This is a genomic window from Alteromonas sp. ABV4_515, from assembly GCF_056160345.1.
The window spans coordinates 134,641-149,826 of the sequence record NZ_JBSWWZ010000004.1 but is presented as its reverse complement, the minus strand read 5'-3'; the positions used below and the strand labels follow the sequence as shown (position 1 = coordinate 149,826).

13 protein-coding genes are annotated in these 15,186 nt (G+C 50.5%); 3 read left to right on the top strand and 10 right to left on the bottom strand.

Translation table 11 applies throughout. The annotated features are described in order from the left end of the window. Window positions 1-14: 14 nt before the first annotated feature. The 3 genes from nhaC to ACXAGX_RS10900 all read right to left on the bottom strand — a co-directional run bounded on the left by nhaC (window position 15) and on the right by ACXAGX_RS10900 (window position 3,722). A complete protein-coding gene (gene nhaC / locus ACXAGX_RS10910; RefSeq protein WP_474838297.1) occupies window positions 15-1,454 on the bottom strand; it encodes a Na+/H+ antiporter NhaC in 1,440 nt (479 codons plus the stop codon). Window positions 1,455-1,488: 34 nt separating this feature from the next. Then, window positions 1,489-3,201 (bottom strand): DUF885 family protein, encoded by a 1,713-nt coding sequence (locus tag ACXAGX_RS10905; protein ID WP_474838295.1) that lies wholly within the window; start codon window positions 3,199-3,201, stop codon window positions 1,489-1,491. A 110-nt stretch (window positions 3,202-3,311) separates the two neighbouring features. Beyond that, window positions 3,312-3,722, bottom strand: coding sequence for a Cd(II)/Pb(II)-responsive transcriptional regulator (locus tag ACXAGX_RS10900; protein WP_474838293.1), 411 nt, complete (start codon window positions 3,720-3,722; stop codon window positions 3,312-3,314). Window positions 3,723-3,790: 68 nt separating this feature from the next. Between ACXAGX_RS10900 and ACXAGX_RS10895 the strand changes: the two genes are divergently transcribed. Then, complete coding sequence (locus ACXAGX_RS10895; protein WP_474838291.1) at window positions 3,791-5,755, top strand: TonB-dependent receptor plug domain-containing protein; 1,965 nt, start codon at window positions 3,791-3,793, stop codon at window positions 5,753-5,755. Here the strand turns inward: ACXAGX_RS10895 and ACXAGX_RS10890 are convergent. The 6 genes from ACXAGX_RS10890 to ACXAGX_RS10865 form a co-directional block, all read right to left on the bottom strand. After that, window positions 5,750-7,141: an ABC transporter ATP-binding protein gene (locus tag ACXAGX_RS10890; protein WP_474838289.1), complete on the bottom strand. Its 1,392-nt coding sequence runs from the start codon at window positions 7,139-7,141 to the stop codon at window positions 5,750-5,752. The genes ACXAGX_RS10895 and ACXAGX_RS10890 overlap by 6 nt on opposite strands. Further along, on the bottom strand, window positions 7,141-7,935 hold the full coding sequence (locus ACXAGX_RS10885; RefSeq protein WP_474838287.1) for an ABC transporter permease: 795 nt from the start codon (window positions 7,933-7,935) through the stop codon (window positions 7,141-7,143). Before ACXAGX_RS10885 ends, ACXAGX_RS10890 begins: the two co-directional genes overlap by 1 nt. Continuing rightward, window positions 7,932-8,873, bottom strand: a complete 942-nt coding sequence (locus ACXAGX_RS10880; RefSeq protein WP_474838285.1) for an ABC transporter permease — start codon at window positions 8,871-8,873, stop codon at window positions 7,932-7,934. The genes ACXAGX_RS10885 and ACXAGX_RS10880 overlap by 4 nt, the downstream gene beginning before the upstream one ends. Continuing rightward, a complete protein-coding gene (locus ACXAGX_RS10875) occupies window positions 8,870-10,417 on the bottom strand; it encodes an ABC transporter substrate-binding protein (RefSeq protein ID WP_474838283.1) in 1,548 nt (515 codons plus the stop codon). The genes ACXAGX_RS10880 and ACXAGX_RS10875 overlap by 4 nt, the downstream gene beginning before the upstream one ends. 163 nt (window positions 10,418-10,580) lie before the next feature. Continuing rightward, on the bottom strand, window positions 10,581-11,216 hold the full coding sequence (locus tag ACXAGX_RS10870; protein ID WP_474838281.1) for a class GN sortase: 636 nt from the start codon (window positions 11,214-11,216) through the stop codon (window positions 10,581-10,583). Next, window positions 11,209-13,332, bottom strand: a complete 2,124-nt coding sequence (locus ACXAGX_RS10865; RefSeq protein WP_474838280.1) for a marine proteobacterial sortase target protein — start codon at window positions 13,330-13,332, stop codon at window positions 11,209-11,211. Before ACXAGX_RS10865 ends, ACXAGX_RS10870 begins: the two co-directional genes overlap by 8 nt. A gap of 184 nt (window positions 13,333-13,516) precedes the next feature. Here ACXAGX_RS10865 and ACXAGX_RS10860 point away from each other — a divergent pair, with 184 nt between their 5' ends. Both ACXAGX_RS10860 and ACXAGX_RS10855 read left to right on the top strand, forming a co-directional pair. Beyond that, window positions 13,517-13,903, top strand: a complete 387-nt coding sequence (locus ACXAGX_RS10860) for a YbaN family protein (RefSeq protein WP_139139010.1) — start codon at window positions 13,517-13,519, stop codon at window positions 13,901-13,903. A gap of 2 nt (window positions 13,904-13,905) precedes the next feature. After that, window positions 13,906-14,529 carry a DNA-J related domain-containing protein gene (locus ACXAGX_RS10855; protein ID WP_474838278.1) on the top strand — a complete coding sequence of 208 codons (624 nt, stop codon included), beginning with the start codon at window positions 13,906-13,908 and terminating at the stop codon, window positions 14,527-14,529. Between the two features lie 30 nt (window positions 14,530-14,559). Here ACXAGX_RS10855 and ACXAGX_RS10850 read toward each other — a convergent pair whose 3' ends face one another. After that, the gene (locus ACXAGX_RS10850) at window positions 14,560-15,180 is read right to left on the bottom strand and encodes a TetR family transcriptional regulator (RefSeq protein ID WP_474838276.1); all 621 of its coding nucleotides are present in this window, start codon (window positions 15,178-15,180) and stop codon (window positions 14,560-14,562) included. Window positions 15,181-15,186: the final 6 nt, after the last annotated feature.

The following is a 15,186-nucleotide window of genomic DNA, read 5'->3' as shown; positions in this document are numbered from 1 at the left end:
CGTCCTTGTCTTAATTATTTTGACGAGCTTTGTAGTTCATTCACTGTCGCCGGTGCTTCAGGTTGTTGTTTTTGTTGTTGGTCTTTAGCAAAACTAAACCAGTTAGCATAACCGTAAAACACAGAAATAATCAAAACAGCAAAGTGATACCACAAGAAAGGTAAATAGGTGGTGGTAGCGACGCCCAGTGTGGTTGCCATAAACACGCCCCCATCTGTCCACGGCACCATCGGTGTAGTGAGTGTGCCGCCCGCTTCGGTATTGCGCGATAATACACGGCGATCAACCCCCATTTTGTCGTAGTTCTTACCGGTTAGTGCGGTTGCGGTGATCAGTGACACATAGGCTGCGCCACCCAATACGTTGCCCAGAAAACCCGCGAACAACGTAGAAACGCCGAGTCGGCCGGTGTTGGTTGCCCAACGTTCCAAGCCCGCTGAAATGCTCGACAGCACACCGGTTACCTCCATCAAGCCACCTAATCCCAGCGCCAACATAACCAGTAAAATCACTTCCAGCATAGACGTAATGCCGCCGCGGTTAAGCAAAATATTAATGAAGTCCACATCAGAGTTGATGTGGTTGCCACCGTAGAGAGTAGAAATGGCGCTGATTGCATCCATGCCTTCGAACATGATGGCCCAAACCACGCCGAGCACGGCACCGAAAAAAATGACGGGTACCGATGGAAGCTTCATGATTAATAAAGCAACGACTGCAGCGGCGGGTAGCAACATATACCATGCAATGGTGTACTCGGCGGCGATGGCGTTCATGACCTGCTGCGCCTGTGCCGTGCTGCCATCATGGGCAAGAACATATCCTGCTATGAGGAACAGCAAACCGGCAATGATAAACGCAGGCACACTGACATACAGCATCGAGCGAATGTGAGAAGTGAGCGGCACTCTGCATAAGGATGCAGTCATTACGGTAGTATCTGACAGTGGGGAAAGTTTGTCGCCCACATAAGCGCCACAAATTGCGGCGCCAGCGACTAAAGGTAATGGCAAGCCGAATCCTGCGCCAATACCAATCATGGCAATCCCCGCGGTACCAATGGTACCGAACGACGTGCCTGTCGCCAGAGACGTCACCGCGCAAATAATGAAAGCGGCCAAAAGGAAGATGTGCGGATTCATTATCGATAAACCCGAATAGATGATGTTCGGCACAATACCGCCTGCCATCCAGCTACCAATGAGCGCGCCTACCGCCACCAGCACCAAAATGGCCTCCATACCGTGGCCAATCCCTTTACAGAGACCGGCCTGCATCTGCTCGTAGCTGAGTCCCAGCCGTTTCCCCATGGCAATAATTATGAACCACGCGGTAATCAACGCCAATTGAATGGGCAGGGCGAGGACCTGAACAAACAGAAAAATCGCGCCAATTATACCTGCTGCTATGACCACAATTTCCATAATGGTCGGGAGTCGGTGAGACTGCTGCATAGACACCTCTTATTGTTATTATTAATAGGGGATTTTATTTGTCATCACTGGTGAAACTGGTCGAAAAGCGCCACTGCGTTTCGTAATCACGATCAAAATCCTTTTCTTGAATCAGCAAACGCAATACCTCTATGGGCATTGTGTTTTCTTGCATCACCCGGTCGTGGAACTGCTTTTCTGTCCAGCCTTTGGCGAGCATTTCGTTACGCAAAGCATTGAATTGCAAGCCACCAATCATATATGCCAGTTGATAAAGAGGGACATAGTTAGTGGCAAATGAACGTCGCACTTCTGCCTCTGCATTAGCGTACTCATGACCCACTTCATTTACCAGCATATCAATGGCTTGCTGAGGCGTTATCTCTCCAAGATGATATTGCAGTGAGAACATGATTCTGGCACAGCGGTGAATTCGCCAGAATAGCATGCCCATTTTTTGCTCTGGCGTGGTAGCAAAATCTTTATCCCACAAGATAATTTCCCAGTACAGTGCCCATCCTTCGGTCCAGAAAGGGTTGCGGAAAGCCTCTCGATAAGGCTTATGGCGCTGATTCATAAAGAATTGCAGGTTGTGGCCCGGCAGTAGCTCATGCTGAACGGTTGGGTACGAGAAGTTTGGATTATTCCCGCGCATGCTCATGAGTTTGTCGGCATGGGTCATTCCTTCGGTAGGGTACGAGATACTGATATTCCGTCCACCGGTGAAGAACGGATTAACCTTCTGGCGTTCCGGCGTCATCATAATCATCCGCCAGGTTTCTTTTGCCAGTGGTGGTAGGGTGATCAGATCCCGGTCTTCAACGAATTTTACCGAATGCTCAAGCAAGTCATTGATGGTTTTCGGTTGTTCACCAGGCGGCACATAGGTGTCTTTCACGGCCTCGAGTGCGGCCTTCCAGTCATCGCCGTAGCCCATTTCCCGGGATGCCTGAATCATTTGCTCTTTGCACCAGTCAAATTGCTCTTTAGCAATGTCTATCAAGTCTTCAGGGTCGTAAGCGATAAAAGAGGCGCGAAGCTGGTCGATAAGAGCTTGCTTGCCAATGGGGTTGCCAATAATGCCGCTGCCATCATCCTTTGTGGTATCGCTGGTGTAGTTATCAGCCAGAAAAGTGGCGTAACTGTCGAGGTTGCTAATGAGATCGTTGATGGGGGTTTCCATCCACCAGGTAAATTGCGGGTCGTAATCGTTGTAAAAGTGAATCGCTTCTTCGAGCCCGCTCTTAAGGTCGAGAATAACCTTCGCGGCTTTATCAGCCTTCTGCCAATCGCTATAAGGTGACTTTTCCTGTTTTTCCTTCTGGGAATTTATGGCCTGTACTGCATCGGCGAAGTCGGCGGCCAGTTGTTTAGCATCCGGTCTTGCGCCTCGTCGGCGGGCATCGATAAATGCATACAGTGGTGAGGCAAAGTTTGCGACGGCGGCAACGTCCTGATATCCCTTGTACGCATTTTTTGTGCTTATAAGTAGATCTTTGACTTTTGCGTTAAGCAGCAAATAGTCGACTTTGGCTTCTTGATCCATTTCATCAAATGAAAGGCCTTCGAGTTTCGCTTGCCAATCCTGAAGCAGAGCCAATTCACGCTGATAAAAACTGGCTTTTTCATGTACGCGGTAAAAATTGCTTATAGCGCGTTGGTCTGCCTGAAAGGCACTTACGGTATCTCCCATATCGCTGGCTTGTGCCAGGCTAGAGAAAAGGGCAGCAGTACACGCTGCTATAAGAGTTCGCTTCAACTTTACCACGGTATATCCTTGGTCAATTATTATGGGATAAATAATACCGTATACTATATATGTTTCTCGTGCAATCTCGATGTGACATGTTGGGGCAGTGAACGCTATGAAATGGAAGCTCAGCTTTCCTCGCCTGGAAAAGGTCGCTCATTGAGCGTTTGTAAAATCGAGCAGTTCTCTACCAAATCGCTTTGGCATGAATTAACTAGTTGAGCCAGTGAGGCTTCCAGGGACGCGAGCTCACGTTGCTTCTCTTTTACTTTCGTCAACTGTTCATGCAGAAGTTGATCTACTACCTGGCAGGAGTGATGAGGGTTTTGTTGAACCTGTAAAAGCTGTCTGATGTCATCCAATGACATATTAAGAGCACGAGAGCGACGGATAAAAACCAGCGCCTCAAGATCACGCTGTCGATAAATGCGGTAGCCATTAATAGAACGGGCAGGGGGAGGCAACAAGCCAACCTGTTCATAATAGCGAATAGTTTTAGCCGCAACCTGAGTAAGTTGAGACAATTCGCTGATTTTCATCTTGACCTTCCAGTGACTGTAACCTTTATGCTTGAGTGTATCAGTTCTCAAAATTTCACAGTATTTGTATGTCGCATAAATCACCCGTGTTCGTCCTGCTTTTCCCTCTCAGTCTCGCAATATTGCCACCTCTATCACACGCCAGTGACGAACATGACGATGACCATCATGAAGAAGAAGTAGAGCATGTGGTGGTACAGGCAACACGCTCAGGCCGGATTGCTGATGACCAACCTGTCCGGACCGAAGTGATAAGTGCCGAGGAAATTGGTGAGAAGGCCGCCATGCGACCGGGTAATATTTCTATGTTGGTAGCGGAAACCGGTGGGGTGAGGGTGCAAACCACTTCGCCGGCTCTGGGTAGCGCAAATATTCGTTTACAGGGGATGTACGGCCGTTACACGCAGCTGCTAGCCGATGGCTTACCGCTTTACGGCAATCAGGCCGCATCTATAGGCCTGTTACAAATTCCACCTACCGATTTAGGACGGGTAGAAATCATAAAAGGATCGGCATCCTCGCTATACGGTGGTTCAGCGCTGGGTGGGGTGATTAATCTGGTTTCCCGGCGGCCTGGCGATGCGTTTCAGGGCGAAGCCCTGCTGAACCTGACGACGCGAGACGGACAGGACTTTACCACCTACGCTGAATCGCCACTCACCGATTCGCTGAAAGGATCGGTCACCGCTGGTGCCCATCATCAGAAAACCGAAGATACCGACAGCGATGGCTGGATAGACTTACCCGGCTATGAGCGATACACCGTGCGTCCCCGCTTATTTTGGGAGGGCGAAAATAGCGAGACGCTTTATCTGACAGCCGGACACATGGCAGAGAATCGTCGGGGCGGCACGCTACCGGGAAACACCATTGCCGACGGCACTGAGTTTATTCAGCGTCAGGACTCTGTGCGCAGTGATGCCGGATTGGTGTTTTCTATGCCGCTAAACGACACGCTTTCGCTGAATAGCCGGGCTTCAGCCATGGTGCAGGAGCACGAGCATCAGTATGGTGAAGTAGTGGAAGACGACGAGCATGAGAGTTATCTGGCTGAGTCCAGCATATCCGGTTATAGCGATAAGAGCAGTTGGGTAGCTGGCCTGGCCTTTCAGGCAGATACGTTTTCATCAATGGCGTTCCCCGAGTTCGATTACAGCTACACGGTGCCGGGGATATTTGCGCAGCTCGATTATGATGTGTCAGAGACCGTTACCACGTCTTACAGTGCCCGGCTTGACGATCATAATGTGTATGGGACACAGTTTAGCCCAAGGGTGTCTGTTTTATATCGCCCCGGCGACCTCACTGTCCGTGGTTCGTATGCACAAGGATATTACGCGCCAACGCCCTTCGTAGAAGAAATTGACGCAGCGGGGCTGTCACGTCTGTCACCGGTAATCGATCTGAATGAGGAGCAGGCTGAAACGGCATCGCTGGATTTCACCTATACGCTGGATAACATCGAAACCAGCTTAACCCTGTTCGGTTCTTCGGTAGAGAACGCTGTTGATGTGGAAGCGGTATCTCCCGGACAAATCAGGCTCATAAACCGCTCGGGCGATACCCGTATCAAAGGATCGGAAATGCTGGTGCGATATCGTTGGCATGACATTAAGCTCACCGCTAGCTACCTTTTCCTCGATGCCACAGAAGATCAATCAACAGAGAACGGAAGACGTGAAGTTGCGCTGACCCCGAAACATTCTGCAGGCTTTGTGGTTATGTGGGAGCAACACGGCAACTTTCGAGCAGGCTTTGAAGCTTACTACACCGGCACGCAGCGCCTTAATGATAATCCTTATTTGAGCGAATCCAGACCTTACTGGCACCTCGGCCTGATGGGGGAGATAACCACCGGCCGCACAAGCTGGTTTATCAACCTGGAAAATCTGTTGGATGTTAAACAGAGCGATGAGCATCCTTTACTGTTACCGGCCAGAGCGCCGAGCGGTCGCTGGACCACCGATATCTGGTCACGAAACGACGGCTTTATCGCTAATGCCGGTGTGCGAATTAAATTCGGCGATTCATAAAGATGTGATGTCCATGACCCGGTCACAGATGTTATTCAGCTGATGAATATCGTGGCTGATAAACAGCAGGGTGCAGTTCATTGCTCTGGCTTTTGTCGCCAGCAAGCGGGTAACTTTCTCAGCTGTGATAGGGTCAAGTCGGGAGGTGGGCTCGTCAGCCACCAGAAATTGAGGTTTCAGTAGCATCGCTCTTAGTAGTGCAATGCGCTGTAGCTCGCCGCCGCTTACTTCAGTGGCAGTGCGATCGAGTAAACCGGGGGACAGGCCAAGCTCTAGGGCCAGTTCATCCAGTGGTGGCGGACTCAGATTGTGTAGTCGAATAATATCGTGCAGTAGCGTACGTAACGTCGCCTCTTCACAGAAAGCCGAAGGCGGATCCTGGTAGAGTTTCAGTTTTTCATGCCGTGCCAGCGGTTGATGAAAATAGATTTCTCCGCTTATGGGGAGCAAACCCAGCAGAGCATCGGCAAGGGAAGATTTTCCGCTGCCACTGTCGCCATATAACCCGACCACTTCTCCTGCGCCTATTTCAAGATTGACCTGTTCGAGTAGCGTCTGGTTGCCTCTTGTAAGCGTAAGGTTTTTTACAGTTATCAGCGGAGAGCAAGTGGTTGTCGACTGCTCTCTGCGCGGCCAGTTTTCCGGCGCCGCGTTAATAAGTGCTCTGGCATAGGCGGAATCTGGCTGCGAGCAAATTTTCTCAGCCTCTCCGCTTTCAACTACCACACCTTTTTGCATAACCAGGGTTTTACCGCCCAAGGCTTTGGCAACCTGTACATCGTGAGTGATGGTAAGCAAACACCCCTTTGCTTTACGGGCTTTAAGTAACGCAATAATGTCATCTTTTCGGGCGGTATCGAGCCCCTTGGTGGGCTCATCGGCAAGAACAATATCTGCCCCTGTGGCTGCGGAGCAGGCTATGGCCGTGCGCTGCGCCATGCCACCTGAAAGTTGAGCGGGGACTTTTTGCGCATGTTGCTCTAGCCCGACCTTTGCCAATAATTGATGGGTATCTTCGCTAGCTGTAGCTGATGTGGCGCGCTTCACATAGCGAAATACTTCGGCAATCTGATGCTTTATTTTCATCAGTGGGCTGAGTGCCCGCCAAGGTTCCTGGGGCAGCATGACTATGGTTGTTCCCCATAGGGAAGCCGCCTCTGACGCTGGCATTTCCAGCATTTCTTTACCATCGACTTTAACCGAACCTGATACGGTTAGCATGGGCGGTAAATTCCCCAGAATAGCCAATGCCAGAAGACTTTTCCCTGAGCCAGTTTCACCTAGAATAGTTAGCGATTCATTCTCCGATACGGAAAGTGACAAGTTGTTTATGATCACGCCTTCTGACGAGTGAATAGCGAGGTTATTAACTTCAATGCGCTTCATTAGCGTGATTTCCCTGCCAGCAAATGAAAGCCAAATACAATGAGAAACAACAGACTTATTGGTTCTAACAGTAACCAGGGGGCTTCGTGGTAATACGGGAATAATTCAACAATCATCAGGCCAAGTTCCGGTGTGGGAGGTTTCAAGCCTACGTAAACAAAACCCACAGACGACATGGCTACCACCGAGGTTGCGGCACCAAACGCTGCCAGAGAGAACACATCGGCTTTTAATGCGGGCCAGATATGGCGGCGAAACAGGTAGAATTTGCCAAACCCCATTAGCATCGAAGACTGTAATGCTGGACTGGCTACCTGATTCAACGCAATGGCTCGCACCAAACGGAAGTATTCCACCCAGAGCACCAGAGAAATAGCCAGATAAATCATCACAAAGGAGCCTGGAACGACCGCAGCAAAGACTAAAATTAGCACCAGTCCTGGCAACGCCAAAATGGTGTTAGCGAAAAAATTCAGTAGGTTGTCGAGCCAGCCACCACGCCAAGCGGCTGCAACACCGGCAAGTACCCCCAGCACCGCGGAGGTGACAACGCAAATCAGGGATAGCGTGAAGGAAATACGCAGTCCGCCGGCGAGTCGGGCAAACATGTTACGACCAAACTGGTCACGACCCAGCGGTGCCTGCCAGTCAGGTGAAGCAAATGCTTGCGCGAGAAATTGCTGATTACCGTCCAGTGAGAAAAGCAGCATTTCAGCCACTGCAAAAAGGGCAAGACAGGCTAAAATCAGTGCCCCGGTACATTGCTGTCCGGACAGTTTGCTAAGGAAGCTCATGACTGGACCTCCTGTTGTCTCGGGTCAAGAAGATAGTAGCTCACGTCTACCAGTGTATTAATGAGTACAAATAAGAAACCCATTACCAGCGCGGTGCCTTGCAACATGGGAATGTCTCTGGCGAAAACCGCGTGGGAAAGGCCGTGTCCGATCCCCGGCCAGGCAAACAGGCTTTCTATCATGATCACGCCTTCAATAAGGCCAATGAGCTGAATGCCCATAAATGCCAGGGCAGGCAGCAGAATATTAGGAAGGGCATGGCGAAAAAATGCCCGGCGTGAAGATAACCCTTTAATGCGGGAGAACTCGAACCACGCTGACTTTACGGCGGTTCGGGTACTGTTACGAACCACTCTGCTGGATACCGCTGCCAAACTGATGGCCAGCGTAAGAACGGGTAAAATTGCGTAAGGCACACCACCGTACCCGGCTACAGGAAACCAGTTCAATTCCATAGCAAACAGAAAAATCAGTAAGAGTCCCAGGCAAAACACAGGTTGTGAACGCACAAAGGTCGACATGGTCAGTGAGGCTCTGTCCCATCCGCTGTCGGCTTTAACACCACAGAACATGCCCAGTGGAAACGCAATCAATGCCGCCACCACAATAGCGCATCCGGCCAGTACCAGGGTGAAACTAAGCTGATTTTGTAACTCAACAATAATGGGGGCGCCGGATACCAGGCTGTTGCCTAAATCCAACGAAAGTAAATCCCAGAGCCAGTGCAGATATTGCTGAAACGCGGGTTTATCCAGCCCTAATTCTGCCGACACGGCGTTCGCCGCAGCCGTGCTTACGGCGTCATCGCCATAGCGCCCGGCGGCAATTTTGTAAGCCATATCTCCTGGTAACAAACGCACCAGAACAAAAGTAAGGGTACCCACACTCCACATCATTAAAACGGCCTGGAGCAGGCGATTCAACAAAATGCGCTTCACGGCTCGCTCCTGATTTGCAGGTCAGCTATGCGAAATGAACGCTCGTAGGGGTCAAAGCTAAAGTGTTGCAAGCGGTCGGAGACCGCTGAATGTTGCATGTAATACACCACTGGAATGAGCGGGAGATCGTCATTAATAGCGCGAATAACGTCACGGGCCTGCGCCGGAAGTGAGGCCTCGCTGGTTTCCCGGCCTATTTGCTCAATGCGTGAAAAGAGTGATGGGTTTTGCCAATTCATCGGCCCCCATTCTCCACCTTGCTCGCTGGTAAAATCGGCCAGGAGTATGCCGAGAGGATCGGGGATATTGGCGAAATTACGGGCCATTAATGCAGTTTGTAAGGTGCCGTCGGTGTGACCTGAAGGAATAGCGCTGGAATTTTCCATATGCACATTAAGTTTCACACCAGCCTGCGCCCATTGATCCTGAATCGCAGTGGCGATGATGATGAGTTCAGGGCGGTTAGCGTAAGTGATCATGTTCATCTCTAGCGGCTTGCCGTTACGATAACGTACGCCGTCGTTGGCGAGTTCCCAACCAGCCTGTTCGAGCAGCGCGTTCGCTTGCTTTAAAGATTGCGAAGGGGGAGGTAGATCATTCACATGCCAAACGCCCATGCCAGGGCCAAATAGCTGATTGGCCTCAATGCCGGGAACCCGCAGGATACCGCTGGCGATACCGGTACGGTCGAGCGCCAAACTTAATGCCTGACGCACTGACTTATTCGCCAGTATCGGATCATGCAGATTCAATTTAATCAGTGTGGTGCGGGGAATAAGTTCGCTGAATACTGACACTAAGTCGTCTGATTTCAGCATTTCCACTGCGGCAGGGTCGAGATTATAAACAATATCCGCCTGACCGGTTTTTACCATCAGAGCCCGTGTTTCAGAACGGTGGCCAGTAATGTATTCCACTTTTTTAATTGTGCCGGGGCGTCCCCAGTAGTCGTCAAACCTAACCGTTGAAATGTTATGAGGAGGCTGGAAGTCAGTAATTTTATAGGGCCCTGTGCCAATGAGCGCCGTCATGCGGTTAAATTTCCCGAACGAGGCAGGTGACAAAATGGCCATGGTGTAATTCGACATCAAAGACGGAAACGGGCGATAGTGCTGACTGAGTGTAAATACAACGGTATTGGCGTCTGGAATGGTGATGTCTTTTACTAAACTGGCGTCGAAAGGCACTGGTTTCCCAAATGCGACGGCAAGACTTTTGCGCACAACGTCGGCATCCATTGTGCTGCCGTCGTGGAACGTTACGCCCTCGCGCAGGTGAAACGTCCATTCGCTAAAGTCATCATTACTCTGCCAATCCGTCGCCAAACCGGGTCGTAGCGTACCGTCATCATTTACATCAACGAGTGTTTCAATAACCTGCATGCGAGAGAAGATGTAACCTGAACTGGCAGGATCGTAATTAACTGGCTCAAAAGGACCGCTAATGACTATTTTGTCCGGCGAGCGCGGTGGCGTGCATGCAGTAAGCGAAAGTAAAGTGGTAAACACAATAACGATAAGGCGAAAAGAAAATAGGGCTGGCAAACTGGGCATTCCAAACAGTGAAGCGAGAAAAAATCACTGCGGAGTATGACAAATCCGCGGCGTTAAACCCAGTATGCAGCCGTTCAACGTGTTGTGCTATGGGGTGGAATGCGTAGGATTAATACATCGCGAAATGTGCCATCACACTTCTTCACCGCCTTAACTACATGCGTAACCTGGCTAGTTGTCTGCCTCGTTCCGACGCCGGAGGTATCGGCAGACCGACGACGATGTAACGTTTTGTGGGGTTCGGTGCCATGCTGTTAAAGGGATAACAGGTGATAAGCTGCACTTCGTTGGATGCCGGGTCAATCACCCAGGGAGCACTGTCGATGTCTACAATGCGGGTGTCAGCAACACGATAGTGCTGCCAGCGCCCGTCTTTCTGTTGAACGGTAAACACTTCGCCAATAGCGACGTGCTCCAGAAAGCGAAAATGGGTGTCACGGTGAGCACTGAAAACCTGGGTTCCCTGCTCGCCGGGTAAGGCAGTACCATCGAGGTGTCCGGGGCCAAACGCCAGGCTGCTGCCGTGGCTGCCCGCCAGCGCATACAATTTTTCATTCTGCGATGGAAAGTGAATGGCTGCCACGGGCCAGGTGTCTGCCCATGCCCAGGGCTTCTGTTCGGCGCCGGTTTCCAGCGTGTCTTCCCAGGCTCCTTTAATTAGCACCTGAGCAAGAACAGCTTTGCCTGATATCCATAAACTGTCGCCGAAGCACAGCAGTGCCGCTGCTAGGAAGATGGCTGACATCAGGCCCGCAGGCGTGGCTTTGCCAGCAAAAGGCAACTTAATCATGGCGATGTCTCCACTGAACCAGCAGAATTCCCAGGCCAGCCAGCAAACAAAGCGCGCCTATCAATAGCATCAGTTGTGCCCGGGTTGCCGTGCGCGGGTAGGCCAACTGCTGCCCTTGGGCGAGCATGTTGGGAACAACAGCGCGCAAAGGAGGGCGTAATACACTGTCGTTTCTGGCTATTTGTGTATCTACCGCAACAAAAGCGGTGAAGCGGGAAAGCAGTCGATGGGTTAACGCGACATCAATGATCTCCGATTTGACGGTATCTTCGCTGAATTCTCTGTTGCGTCCAAGATCTTCAATATGCGCAATTTTCTTTTTTGCCCAGCGAGCACCAATCCCGTTGGTGTTGGTGACCTGCTCGCTGCTTACTGAACGCCGCCACGCCTGTGAAGCGGTCTCGCCGGATACGGTTACCGCGTTTGGCATATTGCTAAGTCGCGCAAAAGATAACACCGGCTCATCGCGATACAAATCCGGTACATTGGCCGGGAACACTTCTGCGTCCTGTGGCCAGCCAATGCTGATGTTCTTAGCCACACTGCCGTTCAATCGGTCGAACAAACGGTTCATACGTTGGCTCACTTCAGACACGTCGCCAATATATTCAAATGTGCCCCGTCCATATTCTGCGGCTTTTGTCATGAAATAGCTGTTCGGTGCTGAACCGATACCCACGGTAAACAAACGCTTTTGTTTAGCTTGCGCTTTTATCTGTGAGAACAAAGCGCTTTCATTACCCACTGCACCGTCGGTAATAAATACCACCTGCTGCAAACGCTCCGGTTCGTCAGATTGCATAAAGGCGGCAGAAAGTGCCGGTGCCATTTGCGTACCGCCTTCGGCTTGCAGTGCGGCAATCCAGCCTTTGGCCATGCGAGTGGTGGCTTCGTCGGCCAATTGCGGCGAGGCAAACATAGACAGGGGACGGTCGTTAAATGCGATCACGTTAAAGCGGTCGTTTATCGTTAACTTGCTAACCGCTAATTGAAGACTGGCCTTGGCCTGCACGATGGATTGCCCCTGCATTGAGCCAGACGTGTCGATAATGAAAATGATGTCTCTGGGCAATGCTTGCGGCTGGGGATGTTGCGGAGGCAATACCATTAACATGGCGTATTTTTCGTTACCCAATTGCTGTTGGAACAAGGCGGCAGTGGGGGAGGCGGAAGCAACCGGTGACCACTGCAACACGAAGTCCCGGTTCATTTCACTTTGTCCCTCTTTTAAGTAGATATGATGACCTTCGGCTTCTTTGCGGATATCCAATTGATGGTACAGGGCGTCAATACGAGCAAGTTCGAGACCTGCCTGAAGAGATACGGTTAACGACAGTGGGTTGCTGTGGCCTGATGACTTGGTAGCAATGGGTGGTGTAATTAGCGGCGCGTCATCCACTTCATCGGTAGCCAATGCCCAACCTGCAAATCCGGATAGCTGTGAATTCACTACCTCAACGGAGGTATCTGCCAGTTGCAGTGGCATGCCTGGAATATAACGGGGCGTTAATGTGGTGGGCAGACGCCAGCTGAAATTACCTCGCAGAAAACGGGCTATATCCAAAAAACGGAGTGTGACTTCAATGTCTTCACCAGGAGGAATATTGCCAATACGTTGGGTAAACAAATTTGGCCGTTGTTGTTCGGTCAGTGCGGCCCGGCGACCTTCTTTCACGGCTTTTTCGAAAATTTTTCGGGCATCGGCACGTTCTTTGATTTCGCCTTTGATTATGCGTTCGCCAATGCGAATGGTCATGTCGTTCACGGCTGCATTTTCTGGCAAGGGAAAGGTATAAACGCCGTTCACCCATTCATCGGAGCGATTTTTAAACCGCTGGTGATAAGTGACATCTACCAGTAGCCCATTTATTTTAATGTCGGCATGGGTTTTCAGGTGCAGTACATCTGCTCTCAGGCCATTATCGCTATGCGCTGCAAGCGCACCCGCTTCAACAACTTGGGCGGTCTCTGGATTACCTTCTGCCTTCGCATATAAGGCGGCTATTGCTGTGCTCAGGCCCACTAATAGCAGAACCAGGAAGCGCCTCAATACGGTAGGTTTGCGCTTAGGGTAGGGGTCGAAGATAAGGTCTCTGGGGATCCGTTTTTTAATCATGTGTGTGATTCCTTGGCTGATGTCATGCCATTTCAGCAAAGGATTCTGGCGATGCCAGCGAACAGTTATGGCGAACAGGAAATGAATTAAGGCGAATTATGGAGTAAAGTGAATAGCAGACTCATTGTTATCGTATTATCGGCTACCAGCTTCCATGACCCCGTCCCAAAAACCTAAAAGCAGTATGATTACAGCACCTTATCGCTGGTTGTTAATGCTGGGAGCAGGGATCAGCCTTACTCTAGGCTTTATTGGCGTGGTGGTGCCGGGCATGCCAACCACCGTTTTTGTGCTCATTGCAGCCTGGTTGGCTGCCAGAAGTTCGCCATCTTTGGCACATTGGCTGGATAACCATAAAGTCACCGGGCCGATAATTCATCACTGGCGTAATGGGCGTTGCATGCCGCGACGGGCGAAATATGCCGCAGCTATCGGGATGTCGATATCTGCTGTCATTATGGCGTTCAGCAGTACGCCAACCTGGGTGATGGTTGGAACTGACATTGTTATGCTGACAGTCCTTATCTGGTTATGGCGATTACCGGAGCCGCCGCCGGCAACCGGCAGCTAACAATGAGTACCAACCGCTCTCATAACGCCCCTGCTTTGCGGGCGCTGTACCAGGCGCTTGAGTCTATGGAGGCGGATTTTCGCAATGGCATCAGCGAATACACATTGATATCAAGGTTGCAAAACCCCCCGTTTGAACTGTTAGACGAGCAAGCACTGCGAGACAACCTGTTGTTGTTTCAATGTCATTTCGTGCTGTTCAATTTGCTGTATACCCTTCAGGTGCAATGGGCCAAGGAAGGGAAAGGCTGGCTGGACATTCTGGCTACCAATATTGTGTTGCTCCCCGCACAGGATCTTTCAAACCGTCTCACGCTTCCTGATCCACTTAGAGTCTACTACCTCGACTGGAATAATCTGGATGCCACCCAGCGTGAGGATGTCGACGAACTGATTGCGGGTTTCTGGGTGAAAATGGGGAGGGCTGCTACCCCGGTTGTTACTTCGAGCGAAATGGCGCAAGCCAGAGCATTATTGGAAATAAGCGAGGAAACCGTTCTCGACAGAACATTAGTGAAAAAGCACTATCGTCGTCTGCAGCACCTTCATCACCCCGACAAAGGTGGAGACAACACCCATTCCCGTCAATTGGTATGGGCTTATGAAATGCTCATCAGCCAGTGCTGAGCGTCGTCTTTAGTCAGTTGCTTTCAGCTATCAATGGGAAGGCGTACGCAATCCGCCAAAGTAAACTTTCATAATAATGGGGGCACGCTTTTGCATGTCGAATTCTTCCGGCGCTTCTAAGTATTCGTGTAATACACCGCGCATGAAACAGCTCATCGCAATCGTGTAATCTTCAGCGCTAATATCATCGGCAATGTGACCCAATTTAATAGCGCGTTTGTAATAACCTGCGAAGGCTTGCATTTTTATCGCTTTCGCTTTGACTTGTTCTTCCTGTCGGCATTTCAGCTCGCCACTGTAATCACATTTTAACAAGAAAAGCGTAAGTGCTTTACGTTGCTGAATATCTCTGTCGAGTTCTAAAAAAATATTGGTACAAAGCTCCTGTAATTGGCCGACAGGATTCGGGTGTTCAGCTTCCAAACCTTCCATGATTCGTTCAATGAATGGAGTATGTAGACTGTCGTGAAGCGCGTCGAAGATCTCCATTTTGTTTTTGAAGTGCCAATAAACGGCACCCCTTGTTACTTCTGCTCTGCGCGCAATTTCTTCAAGGGATGCTTTGGCAACGCCACGCTCTGAAAAGACGTCCACGGCCGCTTTTAAAATGGCCTGTTTAGTGAGTTCGGCATCTTCTTTTGTTCTGCGCATAGGATT

Bases quoted from the DNA above. Each gene is read 5' to 3' on its own strand.
- nhaC (WP_474838297.1), bottom strand. From the start codon at position 1,454: ATGCAGCAGTCTCACCGACTCCCGACCATTATGGAAATTGTGGTCATA.
- ACXAGX_RS10900 (WP_474838293.1), bottom strand. From the start codon at position 3,722: ATGAAAATCAGCGAATTGTCTCAACTTACTCAGGTTGCGGCTAAAACT.
- ACXAGX_RS10895 (WP_474838291.1), top strand. From the start codon at position 3,791: ATGTCGCATAAATCACCCGTGTTCGTCCTGCTTTTCCCTCTCAGTCTC.
- ACXAGX_RS10890 (WP_474838289.1), bottom strand. From the start codon at position 7,141: ATGAAGCGCATTGAAGTTAATAACCTCGCTATTCACTCGTCAGAAGGC.
- ACXAGX_RS10885 (WP_474838287.1), bottom strand. From the start codon at position 7,935: ATGAGCTTCCTTAGCAAACTGTCCGGACAGCAATGTACCGGGGCACTG.
- ACXAGX_RS10870 (WP_474838281.1), bottom strand. From the start codon at position 11,216: ATGATTAAGTTGCCTTTTGCTGGCAAAGCCACGCCTGCGGGCCTGATG.
- ACXAGX_RS10865 (WP_474838280.1), bottom strand. From the start codon at position 13,332: ATGATTAAAAAACGGATCCCCAGAGACCTTATCTTCGACCCCTACCCT.
- ACXAGX_RS10860 (WP_139139010.1), top strand. From the start codon at position 13,517: ATGATTACAGCACCTTATCGCTGGTTGTTAATGCTGGGAGCAGGGATC.
- ACXAGX_RS10855 (WP_474838278.1), top strand. From the start codon at position 13,906: ATGAGTACCAACCGCTCTCATAACGCCCCTGCTTTGCGGGCGCTGTAC.
- ACXAGX_RS10850 (WP_474838276.1), bottom strand. From the start codon at position 15,180: ATGCGCAGAACAAAAGAAGATGCCGAACTCACTAAACAGGCCATTTTA.